The sequence below is a fragment of the Sphingobium sp. genome (genome assembly GCF_032153725.1).
In the GTDB taxonomy this organism is placed as follows: Bacteria; Pseudomonadota; Alphaproteobacteria; order Sphingomonadales; family Sphingomonadaceae; genus Sphingobium.
The window spans coordinates 1-16,421 of the sequence record NZ_JALDYQ010000027.1 but is presented as its reverse complement, the minus strand read 5'-3'; the positions used below and the strand labels follow the sequence as shown (position 1 = coordinate 16,421).

The window sequence follows — 16,421 nt, the reverse complement described above, 5'->3', positions numbered from 1 at the left end:
TTACTCCGCTGCCTCCATGACGGGGGCGCTACCCTTGTTCTCATTGATCCGCCGCTCAATCTCGGGACGGAAGTGCCGGATCAGCCCCTGAATCGGCCAGGCCGCCGCGTCGCCGAGCGCGCAGATGGTGTGGCCTTCGACCTGCTTGGTGACCTGCTGGAGCATGTCGATTTCGCTGAGATCGGCATCGCCCGAACGCAGACGCTCCATCACCCGCCACATCCAGCCGGTGCCTTCGCGGCAGGGCGTGCACTGGCCGCAGCTCTCATGCTTGTAGAAATAGGAGAGCCGCGAAATGGCACGGACGATGTCGGTCGACTTGTCCATGACGATGACGGCGGCAGTGCCAAGGCCGGAACCGAGGGCGCGCAGCCCGTCGAAATCCATCGGTGCGTCCATGATCTCCTTGGCCGGCACCAACGGAACCGAGGAGCCGCCGGGGATCACCGCCAGCAGATTGTCCCAGCCGCCGCGAATGCCGCCGCAATGCCGGTCGATCAGTTCCTTGAAGCCGATGCCCATCGATTCCTCGACGACGCAAGGCTTGTTCACATGGCCGCTGATCTGGAAAAGCTTGGTGCCTTTGTTGTTCTCCCGGCCGAAGCTGGCGAACCATTCGGAACCACGGCGCAGGATCGTCGGCCCCACGGCGATGGATTCGACATTGTTCACCGTCGTCGGGCAGCCATAGAGGCCCGCACCCGCCGGGAAAGGCGGCTTCAGGCGCGGCTGCCCCTTCTTGCCCTCGATGCTTTCGATCTGCGCGGTTTCCTCGCCGCAGATATAGGCGCCCGCGCCGCGATGGACGAAGACGTCGAAATCATAGCCCGAACCGCAGGCATTCTTGCCGAGAAAGCCCTTTTCATAGGCTTGCTCGACGGCGGCGAAGAGTACCTTCGCCTCATAGATGAACTCGCCGCGAATGTAGATATAGGCGGCGCGCGCCCGCATCGCGAAACCGGCGATCAGCGCGCCTTCGATCAGCTTGTGCGGATCGTGGCGGACGATTTCGCGGTCCTTGCACGAACCCGGCTCGGATTCGTCGGCGTTGATGACCAGGAAGCTGGGACGGCCATCCTTGCTTTCCTTGGGCATGAAGCTCCACTTCATGCCGGTTGGGAAGCCGGCGCCGCCGCGACCGCGCAGGCCGGACGCCTTGATCCGCTCGATGATCTCGTCCTGGCCGATTTCCATCAGCTTCTTGGTATTGTCCCAATCGCCGCGCTTCATCGCCGCGTCGATCCCCCAATCCTGGAAGCCATAGACGTTGGTGAAGATGCGGTCCTTGTCGGCAAGGGGTGCGATGACGTCGCTCATGCCCAATCCCCCCGATAGTCGTGATTTTCGCTGACCATCTCTTTCAGAGTGGTCGGCCCGCCTTCGGGGCAGCTCGTCTGACGCTCGATCTGCGGCCCGATCTTGGGGCTTTTGCCAGCGACGAGATCGTCAAGGATCGCGCTCATGCTGTCATAGGTCAGGTCTTCGAAATTATCGTCGTTGATCTGCACCATCGGTGCATTGGTGCAGGCGCCCAAGCACTCGACCTCGCTCAGCGTGAACAGACCGTCAGGCGTCGTGCCGCCCTTGACCAGACCCTTGTTCTTGCAGGCCGAGAACACATCGTCGGAGCCGCGCAGCATGCAGGGCGTCGTGCCGCAAACCTGCACATGATAGCGGCCCACCGGCGCGAGATTGTACATGGTGTAGAAGGTCGCGACCTCGTAAACGCGCATATAGGGCATTTCGAGTTGGTCGGCGATATATTCCATCACCGGCACAGGCAGCCAGCCGTTCGTCTGCGTTTCCGCAGCCACCTGACGCTGGGCCAGATCGAGCAGCGGCATCACCGCCGACTGCTGGCGACCGGCGGGATAGCGGGCGATGACCGTCTTCGCCTGTTCGGCATTCTCAGCCGTCCACGCGAACGCGCCCCAGCGCGCACGGGTTTCGGCCTCGTCCGGGATATGAACTGCGTCAGCCATTAGCGGTCACATTCTCCAAACACGATGTCCATGGCGCCCAGGACAGCGGTGGTATCGGCCAGCATGTGGCCCTTCATCATGAAATCCATCGCCTGAAGGTGCGAGAAGGCGGTCGGCCGTATCTTGCAGCGGTAAGGCTTGTTGGAGCCGTCGCTGACCAGATAGACGCCGAATTCGCCCTTGGGGCTTTCGGTGGCCACATAGACCTCACCCGCCGGGACGTGGAAACCCTCGGTATAGAGCTTGAAGTGATGAATCAGCGCTTCCATCGACCGCTTCATCTCGCCACGCTTGGGCGGTGAAACCTTGCGATCAAAGCTGGCGATCGGCCCTTCCGGCATTTCGCTCAAACACTGCTTCATGATCCGCGCAGACTGGCGCACTTCCTCAACGCGGACCATGAACCGGTCATAGCAGTCATAGTTGGTGCCGACCGGAACGTCGAATTCCATCCGGTCATAGACATCGTAAGGCTGCGCCTTGCGGATGTCCCAGGGGATGCCCGAACCCCGGATCATCGGCCCGGAGAAGCCCCACTTGAGAGCATCTTCCTTGCTCACCACGGCAATATCGACATTGCGCTGCTTGAAGATGCGGTTGTCGACCACCAGGCTCATCGCATCCTCGAACAGGCGCGGCAGGCGGGTGTCGAGCCAGTCGGCAATGTCGGTCAGCAGCTTCAGCGGCACATCCTGATGCACGCCGCCCGGCCGGAACCAGGCCGCATGCATGCGGGCGCCCGAAGCGCGCTCGAAGAAGTTGAGGCAATCCTCGCGGATTTCGAACAGCCACAGGTTCGGCGTCATTGCACCGACGTCCATGACGTGCGAACCTAGGTTCAGCATGTGATTGCAGATGCGCGTCAGTTCCGCGAAGAACACGCGCAGATATTGCGCGCGCAGCGGCACTTCGAGGTTCAGCAGCTTCTCGATCGCCAGCACATAGCTATGCTCCATGCCGAGCGGCGAACAATAGTCCAGCCGGTCGAAATAGGGCAGCGCCTGCATATAGGTCTTATACTCGATCAGCTTCTCGGTGCCGCGATGCAGCAGGCCGACATGCGGATCGCAACGCTCGACGATTTCGCCGTCCAGCTCCATGACCAGACGCAGAACACCGTGCGCAGCAGGGTGCTGCGGACCGAAGTTGATCGTGTAGTTCTGGATTTCCGTATCGCCGAGCGTCGGGTCCGCCGCGTCGGTCAGATGGTCCAGCTTTTCGAGATAATCGGACATCAGGCTTTCCCTTCCGATGCCTTTTCGTCCCCGGGCAGCACATATTGCGCGCCTTCCCATGGGCTCATGAAGTCAAAGCTACGGAAATCCTGTGCCAACTTCACCGGCTCATAGACCACGCGCTTATCCTCTTCGGAATAGCGCAGCTCGACATAGCCGGTCAGCGGGAAGTCCTTGCGTTGCGGATGCCCCTTGAAGCCATAGTCGGTCAGGATGCGGCGCAGGTCGGCATTGCCTTCGAAGATGACGCCATACATGTCGAACACCTCGCGCTCCAGCCAGCCGGCGACCGGCCAGATGTGCGTGACCGTGGGAACGGGCGTGTCCTCGTCGGCCGAAACCTTGATGCGAACGCGATGATTCCGCGTGACCGAGAGCAGATGATAGCAGACCTCGAACCGGTCCGGACGTTCCGGATAATCGACGCCCGCCACTTCCATCAGCTGCTGATATTGCGCCCTGTCGCGCAGCAGCAGCATGACATCGGCCAGCTTTTCACGAACGACAGTGAAGCTCAGTTCATCGGCATGGTCGACCGTTTCGACCAGCATCGATCCCAGCAGCTCGGCGATTTCCTGCGCGATGCCATCAATGGCCGCGATCTTAGGAGCAGAATGACCCATATCAGCGCTCAACCGTCCCGATCCGGCGGATTTTCCGCTGCAACTGCATGATGCCATAGAGCAGCGCCTCGGCGGTCGGGGGGCAGCCCGGCACGTAGATGTCGACCGGCACGATCCGGTCGCAGCCACGTACCACCGAATAGCTGTAGTGATAATAGCCGCCACCATTGGCGCAGCTGCCCATCGAAATCACATATTTCGGGTTGGACATCTGATCGTAAACCTTGCGCAGCGCCGGAGCCATTTTGTTGCAGAGGGTTCCCGCGACGATCATGACGTCCGACTGGCGCGGCGATGCGCGCGGCGCAGCGCCGAAACGCTCCATGTCGTAACGGGGCATGTTGACGTGGATCATCTCCACCGCGCAGCAGGCCAGACCGAAGGTCATCCACCACAGCGAGCCGGTGCGCGCCCACTGGAACAACTCTTCCGTCGAGGTGACGAGGAAACCCTTGTCACTGACTTCGCTGTTCAGCGCGTTGAAGAAATGCTGGTCGGGCTGCGTTCCTACCGGCGGCATGGTGCCGGGAATGGGCCGCTCAAGTTCTACTCCCAATCGAGTGCTCCCTTCTTCCACGCATAAACGAGGCCGAGCACCAGCTCCGCTATGAAGATCATCATCGTCGCCCAGCCGGCCCAGCCGATCTGGTCGAGGCTGACCGCCCAGGGGTAAAGGAACGCCGCTTCCAGATCGAAGATGATGAACAGGATGGCGACGAGGTAGAAACGCACGTCGAACTGACTGCGCGGCTCTTCGAAAGCCGGGAAGCCGCACTCATATTCGCTGAGCTTGGCCGGGTCGGGCTGGTGCGCGCCGGTCAGGCGGCCCACCAGCATCGGCAGGAACACAAATGCGCTCGAAAGCAGCAAGGCGATCCCGAGAAAGATCAGGATCGGCAGATATTGGGCTAGATCGACCAACGGAATCCCCTGGGCGAAAATGATTTACGGGCGCGCTTTAGGCCTGCCGCATAGGCGAAGCAAGGCCCGGAGGCATGAGAATGATTCGCAACACAGCCATGTGTTGGACAAAGGGCCAACAAGCTTAGCGAAGCGCGCCCGCAACCAGCTTATGCAGCTTGCTGTGAATCGCGTCGTTGCCGGCAATGACTTCCTTGCGCTCGATCGGCTGGTCGCCGCCGCGGAAGTCGGAGACGAAGCCGCCCGCCTCCCGCACCATCAACAGGCCCGCCGCGACGTCCCATGGTTGCAGGCCGCTTTCCCAGAAGCCGTCATATCGGCCGGAAGCGACATGGGCGAGATCGAGCGAAGCCGCGCCGAAGCGCCGGATTCCCGCCACCGAAGGCCCCACCGCACCAAAGATGCGCGTCCACTGGGCGAAATCGCCATGCCCCATGAAGGGAATGCCCGTCGCGATCAGGCAATCACCCAGGTCGCGCCGCGCGGACACACGCAGCCGCTGGTCATGACGCCAGGCGCCCCGGCTCTTTTCCGCCCAATAGCTTTCGTCGGTGACGGGTTGGTAGATAAGGCCCGTCGTCACCTCCCGCTTGCCGCCGTAAAGCGGTTCTTCCACCGCGATCGAAATCGCGAAATGCGGGATGCCGTGGAGAAAATTGCTGGTGCCGTCCAGTGGGTCGATGATCCAGCGCGGCTTGCTGGGATCGCCGGCGATCTCGCCCCCCTCCTCCAGCAGGAAACCCCAGTCGGGCCGGGCCTTCTGCAATTCCTCCACCAGGGTCTTTTCCGCCTGCTGGTCGGCCTTGGACACGAAGTCCGCCGGCCCTTTGCGGGACACCTGCAAATGCTCGACCTCGCCAAAGTCGCGACGCAGCTTGGAGCCGGCTTTGCGCGCAGCGCGTTCCATGACGGTCAAAAGGCCCGAGTGCGATACCATTTTTCTTAACTCCCCCCCTCCCGTAAGCGGGAGGGGGTCGGGGGGGGGGGGGGGGCGGCCGCGCCAGCGGCCCTGAAAAGGAAGGGGCGGAAAGGCTCGCTTATCGCTGGCCGCCCACCCTCGAACGAAATCACGCGTCTCCGTTCGATCCCTCCCGCCTGCGGGAGGGTGAATGTTCGCTTAGTCCGCGCGCTTCACATATTCGCGCTCATACACGTCGACGACGATGCGCGTGCCGGTGACGATATGCGGCGGCACCATGACGCGCACGCCATTGTCGAGGATGGCGGGCTTATAGCTGGCCGAGGCGGTCTGGCCCTTCACCACGGCGTCGGCCTCCACGACCGTCGCCTCGATGGTTTCGGGCAGCTGCACCGAAATCGGGCGCTCTTCATACATTTCAAGGATGACCATCATGCCGTCCTGAAGGAAGGCGGCGGCGTCGCCGATCAGGTCGGTGGCCAAGTTGATCTGCTCATAGGTTTCCGTATCCATGAAGACGAGCATGTCGCCCTCGGCATAGAGATACTGGAAATCCTTGGTGTCGAGCCGGATGCGCTCGACCGTTTCAGCCGAGCGGAAACGCACGTTGTTCTTACGCCCGTCGATCAGGTTCTTCAGCTCCACCTGCATATAGGCGCCGCCCTTGCCGGGCTGCGTGTGCTGGATCTTCACGGCGCGCCACAGGCTGCCGTCATATTCGATGTTGTTGCCGGGACGAATCTCGACGCCGCTGATCTTCATGGGAAGAGCCTGCCTATATGTCTGAGGGTGAAAAGAGCCGGCCTGTTTGAGGCTGCGCGCGCCCTTACATGGAAGAGCCCGAAAGGGCAAGGGGAAGCCACCTATCGCGGTTTCGCCAACAGGGGATAGGGATTGATCGCCCGCCCGCCATACCATGGTTCGCGCGGCCCCATCTCATGCACCGCGAAATGCAGATGGGGCGCGGCCGGATCAGCATTGCCCGTGCTGCCGACGCTGCCGATCCGCTGCCCGCGCCGCACCGCCTGCCCCTCCGCCAATCCCGGCGCATAGCCATCCAGATGCGCATAATAGTAGATCCGCCGCCCGTCCGTGGAGCGCTCGTAAAGAGTCCGCCCTCCCTCCTCGCTCCAGAACAGCTTGTCAATCCGCCCGTCCGCCGCCGCGACCACGGCCCGGCCTCGCGCCGCCATGATGTCGATCGCATCATGCGCCCGCGCCCCGCTGGCCCGTGCCCGGGTAAAGCTGTCCGTGAGCGCCGTCGGCGGCACCCCTTCGACCGGGATCAGCAGCAGCCCCTCTTCCGCCGCAGCAGGCCGCGCAGGAACGAGCGGCAGCGGCGCATCCGCCGGCACGATCCGTACGCACATCTTCAGAAAAGCCACGCTGAGCAGAACGGCCAGCCCGATCCCTGCCCAGCCGCGCGCCCTCATGGCTGGAACACTGCCTTGACGCCGGATTGCACCATCTGCGCCAGCCGCGCCGCATCCCAGTTGGTGAGCCGAATGCAGCCATGGCTTTCCGTCCGCCCGATCGTCTGCGGTTCCGGCGTGCCGTGAATGCCGTAATGCGGCTTGGACAGGTCAATCCATACCACGCCCACCGGCCCATTGGGACCGGGCTTCAACACCGCTTTCTGGTCCGTCGACGATGCATCCCAAAACAGATCGGGGTTATAATGAAAATCAGGATTTTGGCTCAACCCTTTGATTTCCCATGATCCTATCGGCAAAGGATCATGCTGCGATCCCATGGTCGCGGGAAATTGCGCGATCAGCCGGTTCTGCGCATCATAGGCTCTGAGCACCCCATCCGAGCTGTCGACGACGATATGATCGGCCTGCGGCTGATCCTTCGCGACGCCCAGGCTGGCGAGCGTCTCGCCCCAGCCACGCTCATCCCCCTCGATCCGCGCGACCGGCTGGTTCGCGATCGCGGGCACGCGGATGGTCGTACCTGCTCCGACGCGCATGTCAGGCCGGTTGAGCGCCATCAACACCTCCGGCTTCGTATGAAACCGCTCCGCCAGCTTCTCCAGCAGATTGCGGTAGCCCAGCGCTGGCAGCTTCGCCTGTTCGCTCAAATCCCTGGGCACGGCAAAGAACGGCCCCCTGGCAAAGCCCGCCGGTATCCTCACCAGCCATGTCGCGGGCTGCGGCCTGTCGCCCAGCAGCGCCCTTGCGGTCGCCTCATCATATTGCCCGCTCACGGGCAGCCCCCGCGCCTCCTGAAACCCCTTCAGGGCGCTGGTGAAGGACATGCCCTCCTTCCCGTCCAGCACGCCGGGTGAAAAGCCCGCCCGGTCCAGCGCCACCTGCGCCTGAAGCGCGGTCTCCACCCGAGCTGGCACGCCGGCCGGTTCCGGCACGACGACGAAGGCATAGGGATCGGCGGCAGGTGCCGCAGGCCGCGCGGCCGGTTCCCGTGCCTGATTGGAGACAGTATTTGACTGGGCGCTTTCATTCGCCTCCGTCACCGTCATGTTGCAGGCCGCGCAGAGCAGCGACAGGATCAACGGATATGTTTTCACGGGCCATTCTCTCCTTATTACAGGCGAGAAACGCTCGGAACTGAAGAAAGCTGCGAACCGCCGGCGCTAGAGGCCCGCGGCCTTGAAAGCCGCCACGCCTGCCTGCGGGCCGTCCGGATGGTTCCACACCGCGCTGCTTACGGCGAGAAAATCGGCCCCCGCCTTCACCAGCGGCGCGGCGTTATCCGCCGTCACCCCGCCAATGGCGACGCAGGGCAGTTCGAACAGCGCTGTCCACCAGCTCAGGATCGACGGATCGGGGCGATGATGGGTTTCCTTGGTCATCGTCGGATGAAAGGCGCCAAAGGCGACATAGTCCGCCCCAGCCTCTCCCGCTTCCATCGCCAGATGGCGGCTGTCATGGCAGGTGACGCCGATCTGCACCTTCGGCCCAAGCAGCTTGCGCGCCTCCCTGGGATCGCCGTCCCCCTGTCCCAGATGCACGCCGTCCGCGCCCAGCCGCTTGGCCAGCGCAGCGCTGTCGTTGATGATGAAAGCGACGTCGCGTTCGGCACAGAGTGCCTGGATCGGTTCGGCGGCGCGGGCGATGGCATCTTCATCGATGTCCTTCAACCGCAGCTGAAAGGCCGCAATGCTGCCTCCATCAAAGGCGGCAGCAAGGCTGTCGACAAAGCGCGCCTCGATCTTTGGCGGCGAAATGAGATAGAGCTGGCAGGCAGGCCGGAAGCCCGGCTCGAAACGGTCAGCGAAATGCGGATCGAGGGCCAGTTCCTCGTCGGTGAAATCGGTCATCACCGCGCACTAAAGCATTTTGAAGTCGGCTGGAACAGTCGACGGCTCGCAAAATGCGGCAAATAGGGAACGCATTTTGCCGTTCGCGGGAACAGCTGACCACCGGCGCTCTGCGCGCCGGTGGTCCCGAATGCCGGATCAGGCAGCCTTCCGGGTGGAGGCGCCGTGGATTTCGTCGATCGCTTCACCCAGCGACGCGTTGAATTCGGCGTCGCTCATCGGGTGGCGCAGATCGTTCAGCAGCGCGCGGCTGAAGCTGGCGATGATGCCGCGATTCTTGGCCAGTTCGACACAGGCTTCGGCGCGCGAGAAGCCGCCCGACAGGGCCACGACGCGCAACACGCGCGGATGATCGACCAGCGGATCGAACAGCCCGGCCCTGGTCGGCAGCGACAGCTTCAGCATCACCTTGTCGTCGCCCGGCATCGCGTCGAGATTCTTGAGGATCTCTTCCAGCAGGATCTGATCGGCCTCGGTCCGCTCGGGGCTCTTGATGTTGACTTCCGGCTCGATGATCGGGACGAGGCCAGCAGCCAGAACCTGCTGCCCGACCTCGAACTGCTGTCTGACGACAGCGGCAATGCCCTCGCGATTGGCAAGGTTGATGACCGAACGCTCCTTGGTGCCGAACACGCCCAGCGCCTTGGCGCGGTGCAGCAGCGTGTCGAGGCCCGGATTGGGCTTCATCAGCTGCACGCCATTGGCTTCATCCTCCAGGCCCTTGTCGATCTTGATGAAGGGCACGACGCCGCGCTCGATCAGCGCCTGCGGCACCGGCTTGCCACCGGCTTCGCCGTCCATGGTGCGCTCGAACAGGATCGCGCCCAGCACCTTCTCGCCCGAAAAGACCGGCGAGGTGATGATGCGGCTGCGCATCGCGTGGATCAGGCCGAACATCTCTTCCTCGGAGCCCCAAGCGCCTTCTTCGATGCCATAGCCCTTGAGCGCCTTGGGCGTCGACCCGCCGCTCTGGTCGAGCGCCGCGATGAAGCCGTTGCCGCCCTCGATCTTCGCCTTCATGTCCTCGAACTGCATCTGCACATACCTTTTCTGTTGGATGCGCCGCTTGTATCAGCAGCGCGCCTATGGGAAGGACGCCTTGCACGGCGTCCACGGTCGAGCGAGACGCGCCACTCTCCAAGGCGCATCCCGCAATATCATCAGGCCATCAGAGCCTTCACGCCGGGCAGTTCCTTGCCTTCCATCCACTCCAGGAAAGCACCGCCAGCGGTGGAAACGAAGCTGAAATCGCCCGCCACGCCCGCATGGTTGAGCGCCGCGACGGTATCGCCACCGCCCGCGACGGAGGTGAGGCCGCCTTCCTTGGTCAGCGCCGCCGCCGTCTTGGCCAGCGCCACGGTCGCCTTGTCGAAGGGCGCCATCTCGAACGCGCCCAGCGGCCCGTTCCACACCAGCGTCCGGCAGTTCTTGAGCGCATCGCCCAGCGCTTCCACCGCCGCCGGGCCGACATCGAGGATCATCTCATCCTCGGCTACCTCATGGACATTGCAGGTGCGCAGGGAAGCCGGATTCGCCGCGAATTCCTTCGACACCACCACATCATAGGGCAGATGGATGGTGCAGCCCGCCGCTTCCGCCTTGTCGAAAATGGCTTCCGCCGTCGCGGCCAGATCCTTCTCGCACAGCGACTTGCCGATATCGACGCCGCGCGCATAGAGGAAGGTGTTGGCCATGCCGCCGCCGATGATCAGATGATCGACCTTGGCGACGAGGTTGTTGAGCACGTCGAGCTTGGTCGAAACCTTCGCCCCACCGACGACCGCCGCGACCGGCTTCACCGGCTCGCCCAGCGCGGCCTGCAACGCATCCAGTTCCTTCTCCATCGAACGCCCCGCGAACGCAGGCAGCTTGTGCGCCAGCCCCTCGGTCGAAACATGGGCGCGGTGCGCGGCGGAGAAAGCGTCGTTGACATAGAGATCGCCGATCGCCGCCATGGCGTCGGCCAGCGCCGGATCATTCTTCTCCTCACCGGCATGGAAGCGGGTGTTCTCCAGGATCGCGATGTCGCCATTGCGCATCACCGCGATGCCGTCGGTCGCCGCTTCGCCCTGACAATCGGGAATGAACTGCACCTCGCGCCCCAGCACCGCGGTCAGCGGCCGGGTGATCTTGGACAGCGAATATTCCGGGTTCTTCTGCCCCTTGGGGCGGCCGAAATGGGCGAGGATCAACACCTTGGCGCCGCGATCGGCCAGTTCCAGCACGGTCGGCATGGCGGCGCGCAGGCGGGTGTCGTCGCTGACGGAGCCATCCTGCATCGGCACGTTCAGATCCTCGCGCACCAGCACCACCTTGCCCGTGATGTCCCCCATGTCGTCGAGTGTCTTGAACGGCTTGGCCATGATCGCTCCCTGTAGCGGTTTGTCGTCAGTGATTAAAAACCCCGCCGGATGGTCCGGCGGGGCTGTTGGCTTTTAGAGGAACTTCGCCACGACACCGGTGGTGTCGATCATGCGGTTCGAAAAGCCCCATTCATTGTCGTACCAGCTCAGCACGCGGACCAGCGTGCCGTCGATCACGGCCGTTTCCAGGCTGTCGACGGTCGAGCTGCGCGGATCGCTATTATAGTCGATCGACACCAGCGGCTCGTCCGAATAGCCGAGTACGCCCTTGAGCGGCCCCGCTTCCGAAGCCGCCTTCAGCAGCTCGTTGACTTCCTGAACGGTGGTCGGACGCTTGGCGTCGAACTTCAGGTCGACGACCGAGACGTTCGGGGTCGGCACGCGCACCGACGAACCGTCCAGCTTGCCCTTGAGTTCCGGCAGAACCTCACCCACGGCGCGAGCGGCGCCGGTGGTGGTCGGGATCATCGACAGGGCAGCGGCGCGGGCGCGGCGCATGTCGCTGTGCAGCTGGTCCAGCGTGTTCTGGTCGTTGGTGTAGCTGTGGATCGTGGTCATGAAGCCGCGTTCGATGCCGATGGCATCGTGCAGGACCTTCGCCAGCGGCGCGAGGCAGTTGGTGGTGCAGCTGGCGTTCGAGATCACCACATCGTCAGCGCTCAGCGCGTCATGGTTGACGCCGAATACGATGGTCTTGTCGACGCCCGACGCGGGGGCGGAGATGACGACGCGCTTGGCACCGGCGGTCAGATGCGCGCTCGCCTTTTCCTTGCTGGCGAAGATGCCGGTGCATTCCAGCGCAATGTCGACGCCCTGCGCGGCATGCGGCAGCTTGGCGGGGTCACGCTCGGCAGTGACGGCGATGCGCTTGCCGTTGACGACCAGGAAATCGCCGTCGACGCTGACGTCGCCCGGGAAATTGCCGTGGACGCTGTCACGCTTGAACAGCAGGGCATTGGACTTGGCGTCGCCCAGATCGTTGATGCTCACCAGTTCCAGATCATGATCGGTGCGTTCCAGAATGGCGCGCGCCACCAGACGGCCGATGCGGCCGAAACCGTTGATTGCTACCTTCGTTGCCACTGCTGTTATCTCCCGTTTTCCGATTGGTCTTGAATGTTCAGTCGAGCGCGGCCACGATCTTGGGCGCGATCTTGGCGGCGGTCAGGCCGAAATGATCGTAAAGCACTTCCGCCGGAGCCGAAGCACCGAAACTATCGAGGCCGAAGCGCAGGCCGGCAATGCCGACATAACGCTCCCAGCCGAAAGTCGTCCCTGCCTCGATCGAGCAGCGCAGGACATGGTGCGGAAGGAGATCATCCTTATACGCCTGCGGCTGCGCTTCGAAATGGGCCCAGCTCGGCATGGAGACGACGTCCGCGCCAATGCCCTGCTCTTCCAGCAGCGCGGCGGTGGCGACGGCGATCTCGACTTCCGAACCGGTGGCGACCAGCACCACCTTGCGCCCGGCCTGCGCCGCCTTCAGGCGATAGGCGCCCTTGGCCGACAGATTTTCGCTCTTCTCCGTACGAAGCTGCGCCAGATTCTGACGGGTCAACGCCAGCACCGACGGGCCGGTCGCGTCCTTCAGCGCCAATTCCCAGCATTCCGCCGTCTCGACGATATCCGCCGGACGATAGACATCGAGGTTCGGAATCATGCGCAGCGACATGACATGCTCGATCGGCTGGTGCGTCGGGCCGTCTTCGCCCAGACCGATGGAGTCATGGGTCAACACATGGATCGCGCGGGTTTGCTGGAGCGCCGCCAGACGAATGCCAGCACGCATATAGTCCGAGAAGACCAGGAAGGTGCCGCCATAAGGAATGACGCCGCCATGCAGCGCCATGCCGTTCATCGCGCAGGCCATACCGAACTCGCGAATGCCGTAATAGACGTAACGGCCCGCATAATCGTCCCTGGTCAGCGGCCCGGTCGATTTGGTCTTGGTGTTGTTGGAACCGGTCAGGTCCGCCGAACCGCCCAGCGTTTCAGGGAGCAGATCGTTGATCGCGCCCAGCGCCAGCTCGCTCGCCTTGCGGGTCGCGACCTTCTGCGGATTGGCGATTAGCGTGTCGATATAGGCTTCGAGCGAAAAACCTGCGGGCAATTCGCCAGCCATGCGGCGCTCGAACTCCGCCTTCTGCGCGCTGGAGCCAAGGCGATCCGCCCAAAGGGCATGGGCGTCCCCGCCCTTGGCGCCAATAGCGCGCCACGCAGCGGCGATATCCTCGGGGATCACGAAAGGCTCAGCCGTCCAGCCCAGGAACTCACGGGCCGCAGCCACTTCCGCTTCGCCCAGGGCCGAGCCATGAACGCCCGACGTGCCCGCCTTGTTCGGCGCGCCGTAACCGATCTTGGTGGCGCAGGCGACCAGCGACGGGCGCGGATCGGCCAGCGCCTCATCGATCGCCCGGCGCACATCGGCCACGTCATGCCCGTCGCACGACACGACATGCCAGCCGGTGGCCGCGAAACGCGCCCGCACATCCTCGCTGCTCGACAGGTCGATCGAACCGTCGATGGTGATCTTGTTATCGTCCCACAGCACGATCAGACGGCCCAGATTCAGATGCCCCGCCAGACCGATGGCTTCATGGTTGATGCCTTCCATCAGGCAACCGTCCCCGGCCAGCACCCAGGTGTGGTGATCGACCAGCTCATCCCCGAACTGCGCATTCAGATGCCGCTCGGCAATCGCCATGCCGACGGCGGTGGCGAGGCCCGAACCCAGCGGCCCGGTGGTCGCTTCCACGCCCGCCAGCTCGAAATTCTCCGGATGCCCGGCGCAGGGGCTGCCCAGCTGACGGAAGTTGGCGATGTCCTCCATCGTCGGCTTCGCATAGCCGGTCAGGTGCAGCAGCGAATAGATCAGCATCGACCCATGGCCCGCCGACAGCACGAAACGATCGCGGTCGGCCCATTTCGGCGCCTTCGGATCGAACTTCAGATAATCGCCGAACAACACGGTGGCGACGTCCGCCATGCCCATCGGCATGCCCGGATGGCCGCTATTGGCGGCCTGTACCGCATCCATGGAGAGCGCCCGGATGGCGTTGGCGAGCGACTTTTCGGAAACGGTCATCGAAGCGGCGTCTTTCCTGGCTTGCAAGCGGCCCCCTGTTAAGGCCGTCGAGTCGAGTTTGCGCTCCCTTTGTCGACTCAGCGACTAGGCGTCAACTGCGGGTGGCCCCTGGGGTGCGCCAAGCCGCCGAATGACGGCTTTTGCGCGGCGAAAACTTTGTCTATGCGTGGGACATGGCAAGTGACCGCATGATGCAGGCGATCCGCGCGCTGGAGCGTGCGATCGACCGGCTCGAACAGGATGGGGATGGCCTTTTATCGGCCGCCGCCGCCGAACCCTCCTCCGGCGTTGACGCTGCGGCTGCCCGCGCAGCACTTCGATCGCTGGACAGTCTCATCACCGAATTGAAGGGCCAGGATTTGAAGGAACAGGCCGGTGGCTGAAACCACATTGCATATCGCCGGGCGCGTCTACGACCTGCGCTGCCGCGACGGCGAGGAAGCGCATCTGGCGCATCTCGCCAACCTGATCGAGCGCAAGGCACGCCTCGCCCAGCAGAACACGCCCGGCCTGACCGAAGTGCGCACATTGCTGTTCGCCGCCCTCTTTCTGGCCGACGAACTCAATGACCTCAAGCGGGAGGCGATCGGCCGGCAACAGACCCTGGCGCTGGAGCCGGAGGACGAACCCGCCGTCCGCGCGCTCGAATCCCTCACCGACCGTATAGAAAAGCTGCGCGAGAGACTTGTCGCCGCCACGGCGCAAGCCTAGATAGGAAGGCGACGGGCACTGCGCGGTACGAGCTTTAGCGAACATCCCTGAGGCGATAATCACATCCACGGGGACTGTCCCTGGGCGGGCTCCGGCCCGATCTACATGGTTCCCACCTGACGTTGAGGCGTCAGAGGATATTCCAGCACACGGCCGAGGCGGTCCCGTCACCCTCCTCCCGCAACCCGGATCACATCATGAGCGACGACACCGAAAAGGCGGCCCTGCGCGCCATTGCCCGGCAAAGGCGCCGCGATTTCGTGGCCTCGCTCGATCCGCTGGCGCACCGGCTGGCGTTCAAGGTGCTCCCCTCGCCCCTCGCCCGGCGGCTGGCCGACGCGCGGGTGGTGGCGCTTTATATGGGCCTCGACGACGAAGCCCCCGCTCAACGGCTCGCGGCGCCGTTGCAAGCCATGGGCAAGACGGTCGCCCTGCCGCGCGTGATCGATCGCCTGGGCAGCATGGATTTCCTGGGCTGGAACCCCGAAGGCCAGCTTTTCCCTGGCCTGTTCGGCACCAGCCATCCCGAACCCGCTGGCGATCCGGTGACGCCGGACGTCATCATCGCGCCGCTCATCGGCTTCGACCGGGCGATGAACCGGCTGGGGCAGGGCGGCGGCTATTATGACCGGGTGTTCGCGCGCTATCCCGACGCCCTGCGCATCGGCCTCGCCTGGTCGGTGCAGGAACATGACGATCTGCCCGCCGACCCTTGGGATTTGCCGCTGCACCTGATCCTGACCGAAGTCGAACTGATCGAAGGGGGGGAGGCATGAGCATCGACCCTCGCCACACCTACAAGCCAAGCTGGCGCAAGCCCGCGGGCATGTTCATCATATTGGGGCTGATCGCGCTCTGGGCGGTGCTGATCGGCAGTCTGTCAGGCCTTATCGGCCGCCTGCCGATGATCGTGCAGGTGCCGATTTATCTCTTCCTCGGCCTGATCTGGATCTGGATTTTGCCGCTCAGGCGCCTGTTGGCATGGATGGAAACAGGGCGCTGGAGAAATTTCTAAGGGAGAGATTGGGGTGGAGAGCGGATGGTCGGCTTAGCCGCGCGTTCCTTGAAGCGCACCGTGTTCCTGCGCAGGCAGGAACCCAGTCCCGCCCTCACCTCATCACTGCAACGTCTGAACTGGGCTCCTGCCTGCGCAGGAGCACGTTTCGCTTAATGACCAGTATTGGTCGAAACCCGCCACATCGCCAATAAAGGGGAAATCCAGCAAAATCACTCGATCCGAAGAGAGTGGCGCGAGTGACGGGGCTCGAACCCGCGACCTCCGGCGTGACAGGCCGGCGC

18 protein-coding genes and 1 pseudogene are annotated in these 16,421 nt (G+C 63.5%); 4 read left to right on the top strand and 15 right to left on the bottom strand.

Annotated features, from left to right (window positions below; genetic code table 11):
• The 15 genes and pseudogenes from nuoF to tkt all read right to left on the bottom strand — a co-directional run bounded on the left by nuoF (nucleotide 1) and on the right by tkt (nucleotide 14,411).
• On the bottom strand, nucleotides 1-1,317 hold the full coding sequence (gene nuoF, locus RUH75_RS10780; protein ID WP_313805665.1) for an NADH-quinone oxidoreductase subunit NuoF: 1,317 nt from the start codon (nucleotides 1,315-1,317) through the stop codon (nucleotides 1-3).
• Nucleotides 1,314-1,982, bottom strand: a complete 669-nt coding sequence (nuoE, locus tag RUH75_RS10775; protein ID WP_313805663.1) for an NADH-quinone oxidoreductase subunit NuoE — start codon at nucleotides 1,980-1,982, stop codon at nucleotides 1,314-1,316. The genes nuoF and nuoE overlap by 4 nt, the downstream gene beginning before the upstream one ends.
• Nucleotides 1,982-3,217, bottom strand: coding sequence for an NADH-quinone oxidoreductase subunit D (locus RUH75_RS10770; protein WP_313805661.1), 1,236 nt, complete (start codon nucleotides 3,215-3,217; stop codon nucleotides 1,982-1,984). The genes nuoE and RUH75_RS10770 overlap by 1 nt, the downstream gene beginning before the upstream one ends.
• A gap of 11 nt (nucleotides 3,218-3,228) precedes the next feature.
• A pseudogene (locus tag RUH75_RS10765) lies at nucleotides 3,229-3,840 on the bottom strand (NADH-quinone oxidoreductase subunit C); the annotation flags it as partial.
• A 1-nt stretch (nucleotide 3,841) separates the two neighbouring features.
• Nucleotides 3,842-4,396, bottom strand: coding sequence for a NuoB/complex I 20 kDa subunit family protein (locus RUH75_RS10760; protein WP_409592345.1), 555 nt, complete (start codon nucleotides 4,394-4,396; stop codon nucleotides 3,842-3,844).
• Nucleotides 4,387-4,761 (bottom strand): NADH-quinone oxidoreductase subunit A, encoded by a 375-nt coding sequence (locus RUH75_RS10755; RefSeq protein ID WP_025549542.1) that lies wholly within the window; start codon nucleotides 4,759-4,761, stop codon nucleotides 4,387-4,389. The genes RUH75_RS10760 and RUH75_RS10755 overlap by 10 nt, the downstream gene beginning before the upstream one ends.
• Nucleotides 4,762-4,885: 124 nt before the next feature.
• Nucleotides 4,886-5,698 (bottom strand): inositol monophosphatase family protein, encoded by an 813-nt coding sequence (locus RUH75_RS10750; protein WP_313805656.1) that lies wholly within the window; start codon nucleotides 5,696-5,698, stop codon nucleotides 4,886-4,888.
• 180 nt (nucleotides 5,699-5,878) lie between these two features.
• The gene (gene efp / locus RUH75_RS10745) at nucleotides 5,879-6,442 is read right to left on the bottom strand and encodes an elongation factor P (RefSeq protein ID WP_313805654.1); all 564 of its coding nucleotides are present in this window, start codon (nucleotides 6,440-6,442) and stop codon (nucleotides 5,879-5,881) included.
• A gap of 101 nt (nucleotides 6,443-6,543) precedes the next feature.
• Nucleotides 6,544-7,113: a M23 family metallopeptidase gene (locus tag RUH75_RS10740; protein ID WP_313805652.1), complete on the bottom strand. Its 570-nt coding sequence runs from the start codon at nucleotides 7,111-7,113 to the stop codon at nucleotides 6,544-6,546.
• Nucleotides 7,110-8,210, bottom strand: coding sequence for a L,D-transpeptidase family protein (locus RUH75_RS10735; protein ID WP_313805650.1), 1,101 nt, complete (start codon nucleotides 8,208-8,210; stop codon nucleotides 7,110-7,112). Before RUH75_RS10735 ends, RUH75_RS10740 begins: the two co-directional genes overlap by 4 nt.
• 66 nt (nucleotides 8,211-8,276) lie before the next feature.
• On the bottom strand, nucleotides 8,277-8,963 hold the full coding sequence (gene thiE, locus RUH75_RS10730) for a thiamine phosphate synthase (RefSeq protein ID WP_313805648.1): 687 nt from the start codon (nucleotides 8,961-8,963) through the stop codon (nucleotides 8,277-8,279).
• Nucleotides 8,964-9,101: 138 nt separating this feature from the next.
• The gene (locus RUH75_RS10725; RefSeq protein WP_313805646.1) at nucleotides 9,102-9,998 is read right to left on the bottom strand and encodes a fructose bisphosphate aldolase; all 897 of its coding nucleotides are present in this window, start codon (nucleotides 9,996-9,998) and stop codon (nucleotides 9,102-9,104) included.
• Between the two features lie 125 nt (nucleotides 9,999-10,123).
• The gene (locus tag RUH75_RS10720) at nucleotides 10,124-11,326 is read right to left on the bottom strand and encodes a phosphoglycerate kinase (protein ID WP_313805644.1); all 1,203 of its coding nucleotides are present in this window, start codon (nucleotides 11,324-11,326) and stop codon (nucleotides 10,124-10,126) included.
• Nucleotides 11,327-11,398: 72 nt separating this feature from the next.
• The gene (gene gap, locus RUH75_RS10715; protein ID WP_313805642.1) at nucleotides 11,399-12,409 is read right to left on the bottom strand and encodes a type I glyceraldehyde-3-phosphate dehydrogenase; all 1,011 of its coding nucleotides are present in this window, start codon (nucleotides 12,407-12,409) and stop codon (nucleotides 11,399-11,401) included.
• Nucleotides 12,410-12,446: 37 nt separating this feature from the next.
• Nucleotides 12,447-14,411, bottom strand: coding sequence for a transketolase (gene tkt, locus RUH75_RS10710; RefSeq protein ID WP_313805640.1), 1,965 nt, complete (start codon nucleotides 14,409-14,411; stop codon nucleotides 12,447-12,449).
• A 173-nt stretch (nucleotides 14,412-14,584) separates the two neighbouring features.
• Between tkt and RUH75_RS10705 the strand changes: the two genes are divergently transcribed.
• The 4 genes from RUH75_RS10705 to RUH75_RS10690 all read left to right on the top strand — a co-directional run bounded on the left by RUH75_RS10705 (nucleotide 14,585) and on the right by RUH75_RS10690 (nucleotide 16,137).
• On the top strand, nucleotides 14,585-14,794 hold the full coding sequence (locus tag RUH75_RS10705; RefSeq protein WP_313805638.1) for a hypothetical protein: 210 nt from the start codon (nucleotides 14,585-14,587) through the stop codon (nucleotides 14,792-14,794).
• On the top strand, nucleotides 14,787-15,122 hold the full coding sequence (locus RUH75_RS10700; RefSeq protein ID WP_313805636.1) for a cell division protein ZapA: 336 nt from the start codon (nucleotides 14,787-14,789) through the stop codon (nucleotides 15,120-15,122). The genes RUH75_RS10705 and RUH75_RS10700 overlap by 8 nt, the downstream gene beginning before the upstream one ends.
• A 197-nt stretch (nucleotides 15,123-15,319) precedes the next feature.
• Entirely contained in the window at nucleotides 15,320-15,898 is a 579-nt protein-coding gene (locus RUH75_RS10695) for a 5-formyltetrahydrofolate cyclo-ligase (RefSeq protein ID WP_313805634.1), read from the top strand.
• Nucleotides 15,895-16,137 (top strand): DUF2842 domain-containing protein, encoded by a 243-nt coding sequence (locus tag RUH75_RS10690; RefSeq protein WP_313805632.1) that lies wholly within the window; start codon nucleotides 15,895-15,897, stop codon nucleotides 16,135-16,137. The genes RUH75_RS10695 and RUH75_RS10690 overlap by 4 nt, the downstream gene beginning before the upstream one ends.
• Nucleotides 16,138-16,421: the final 284 nt, after the last annotated feature.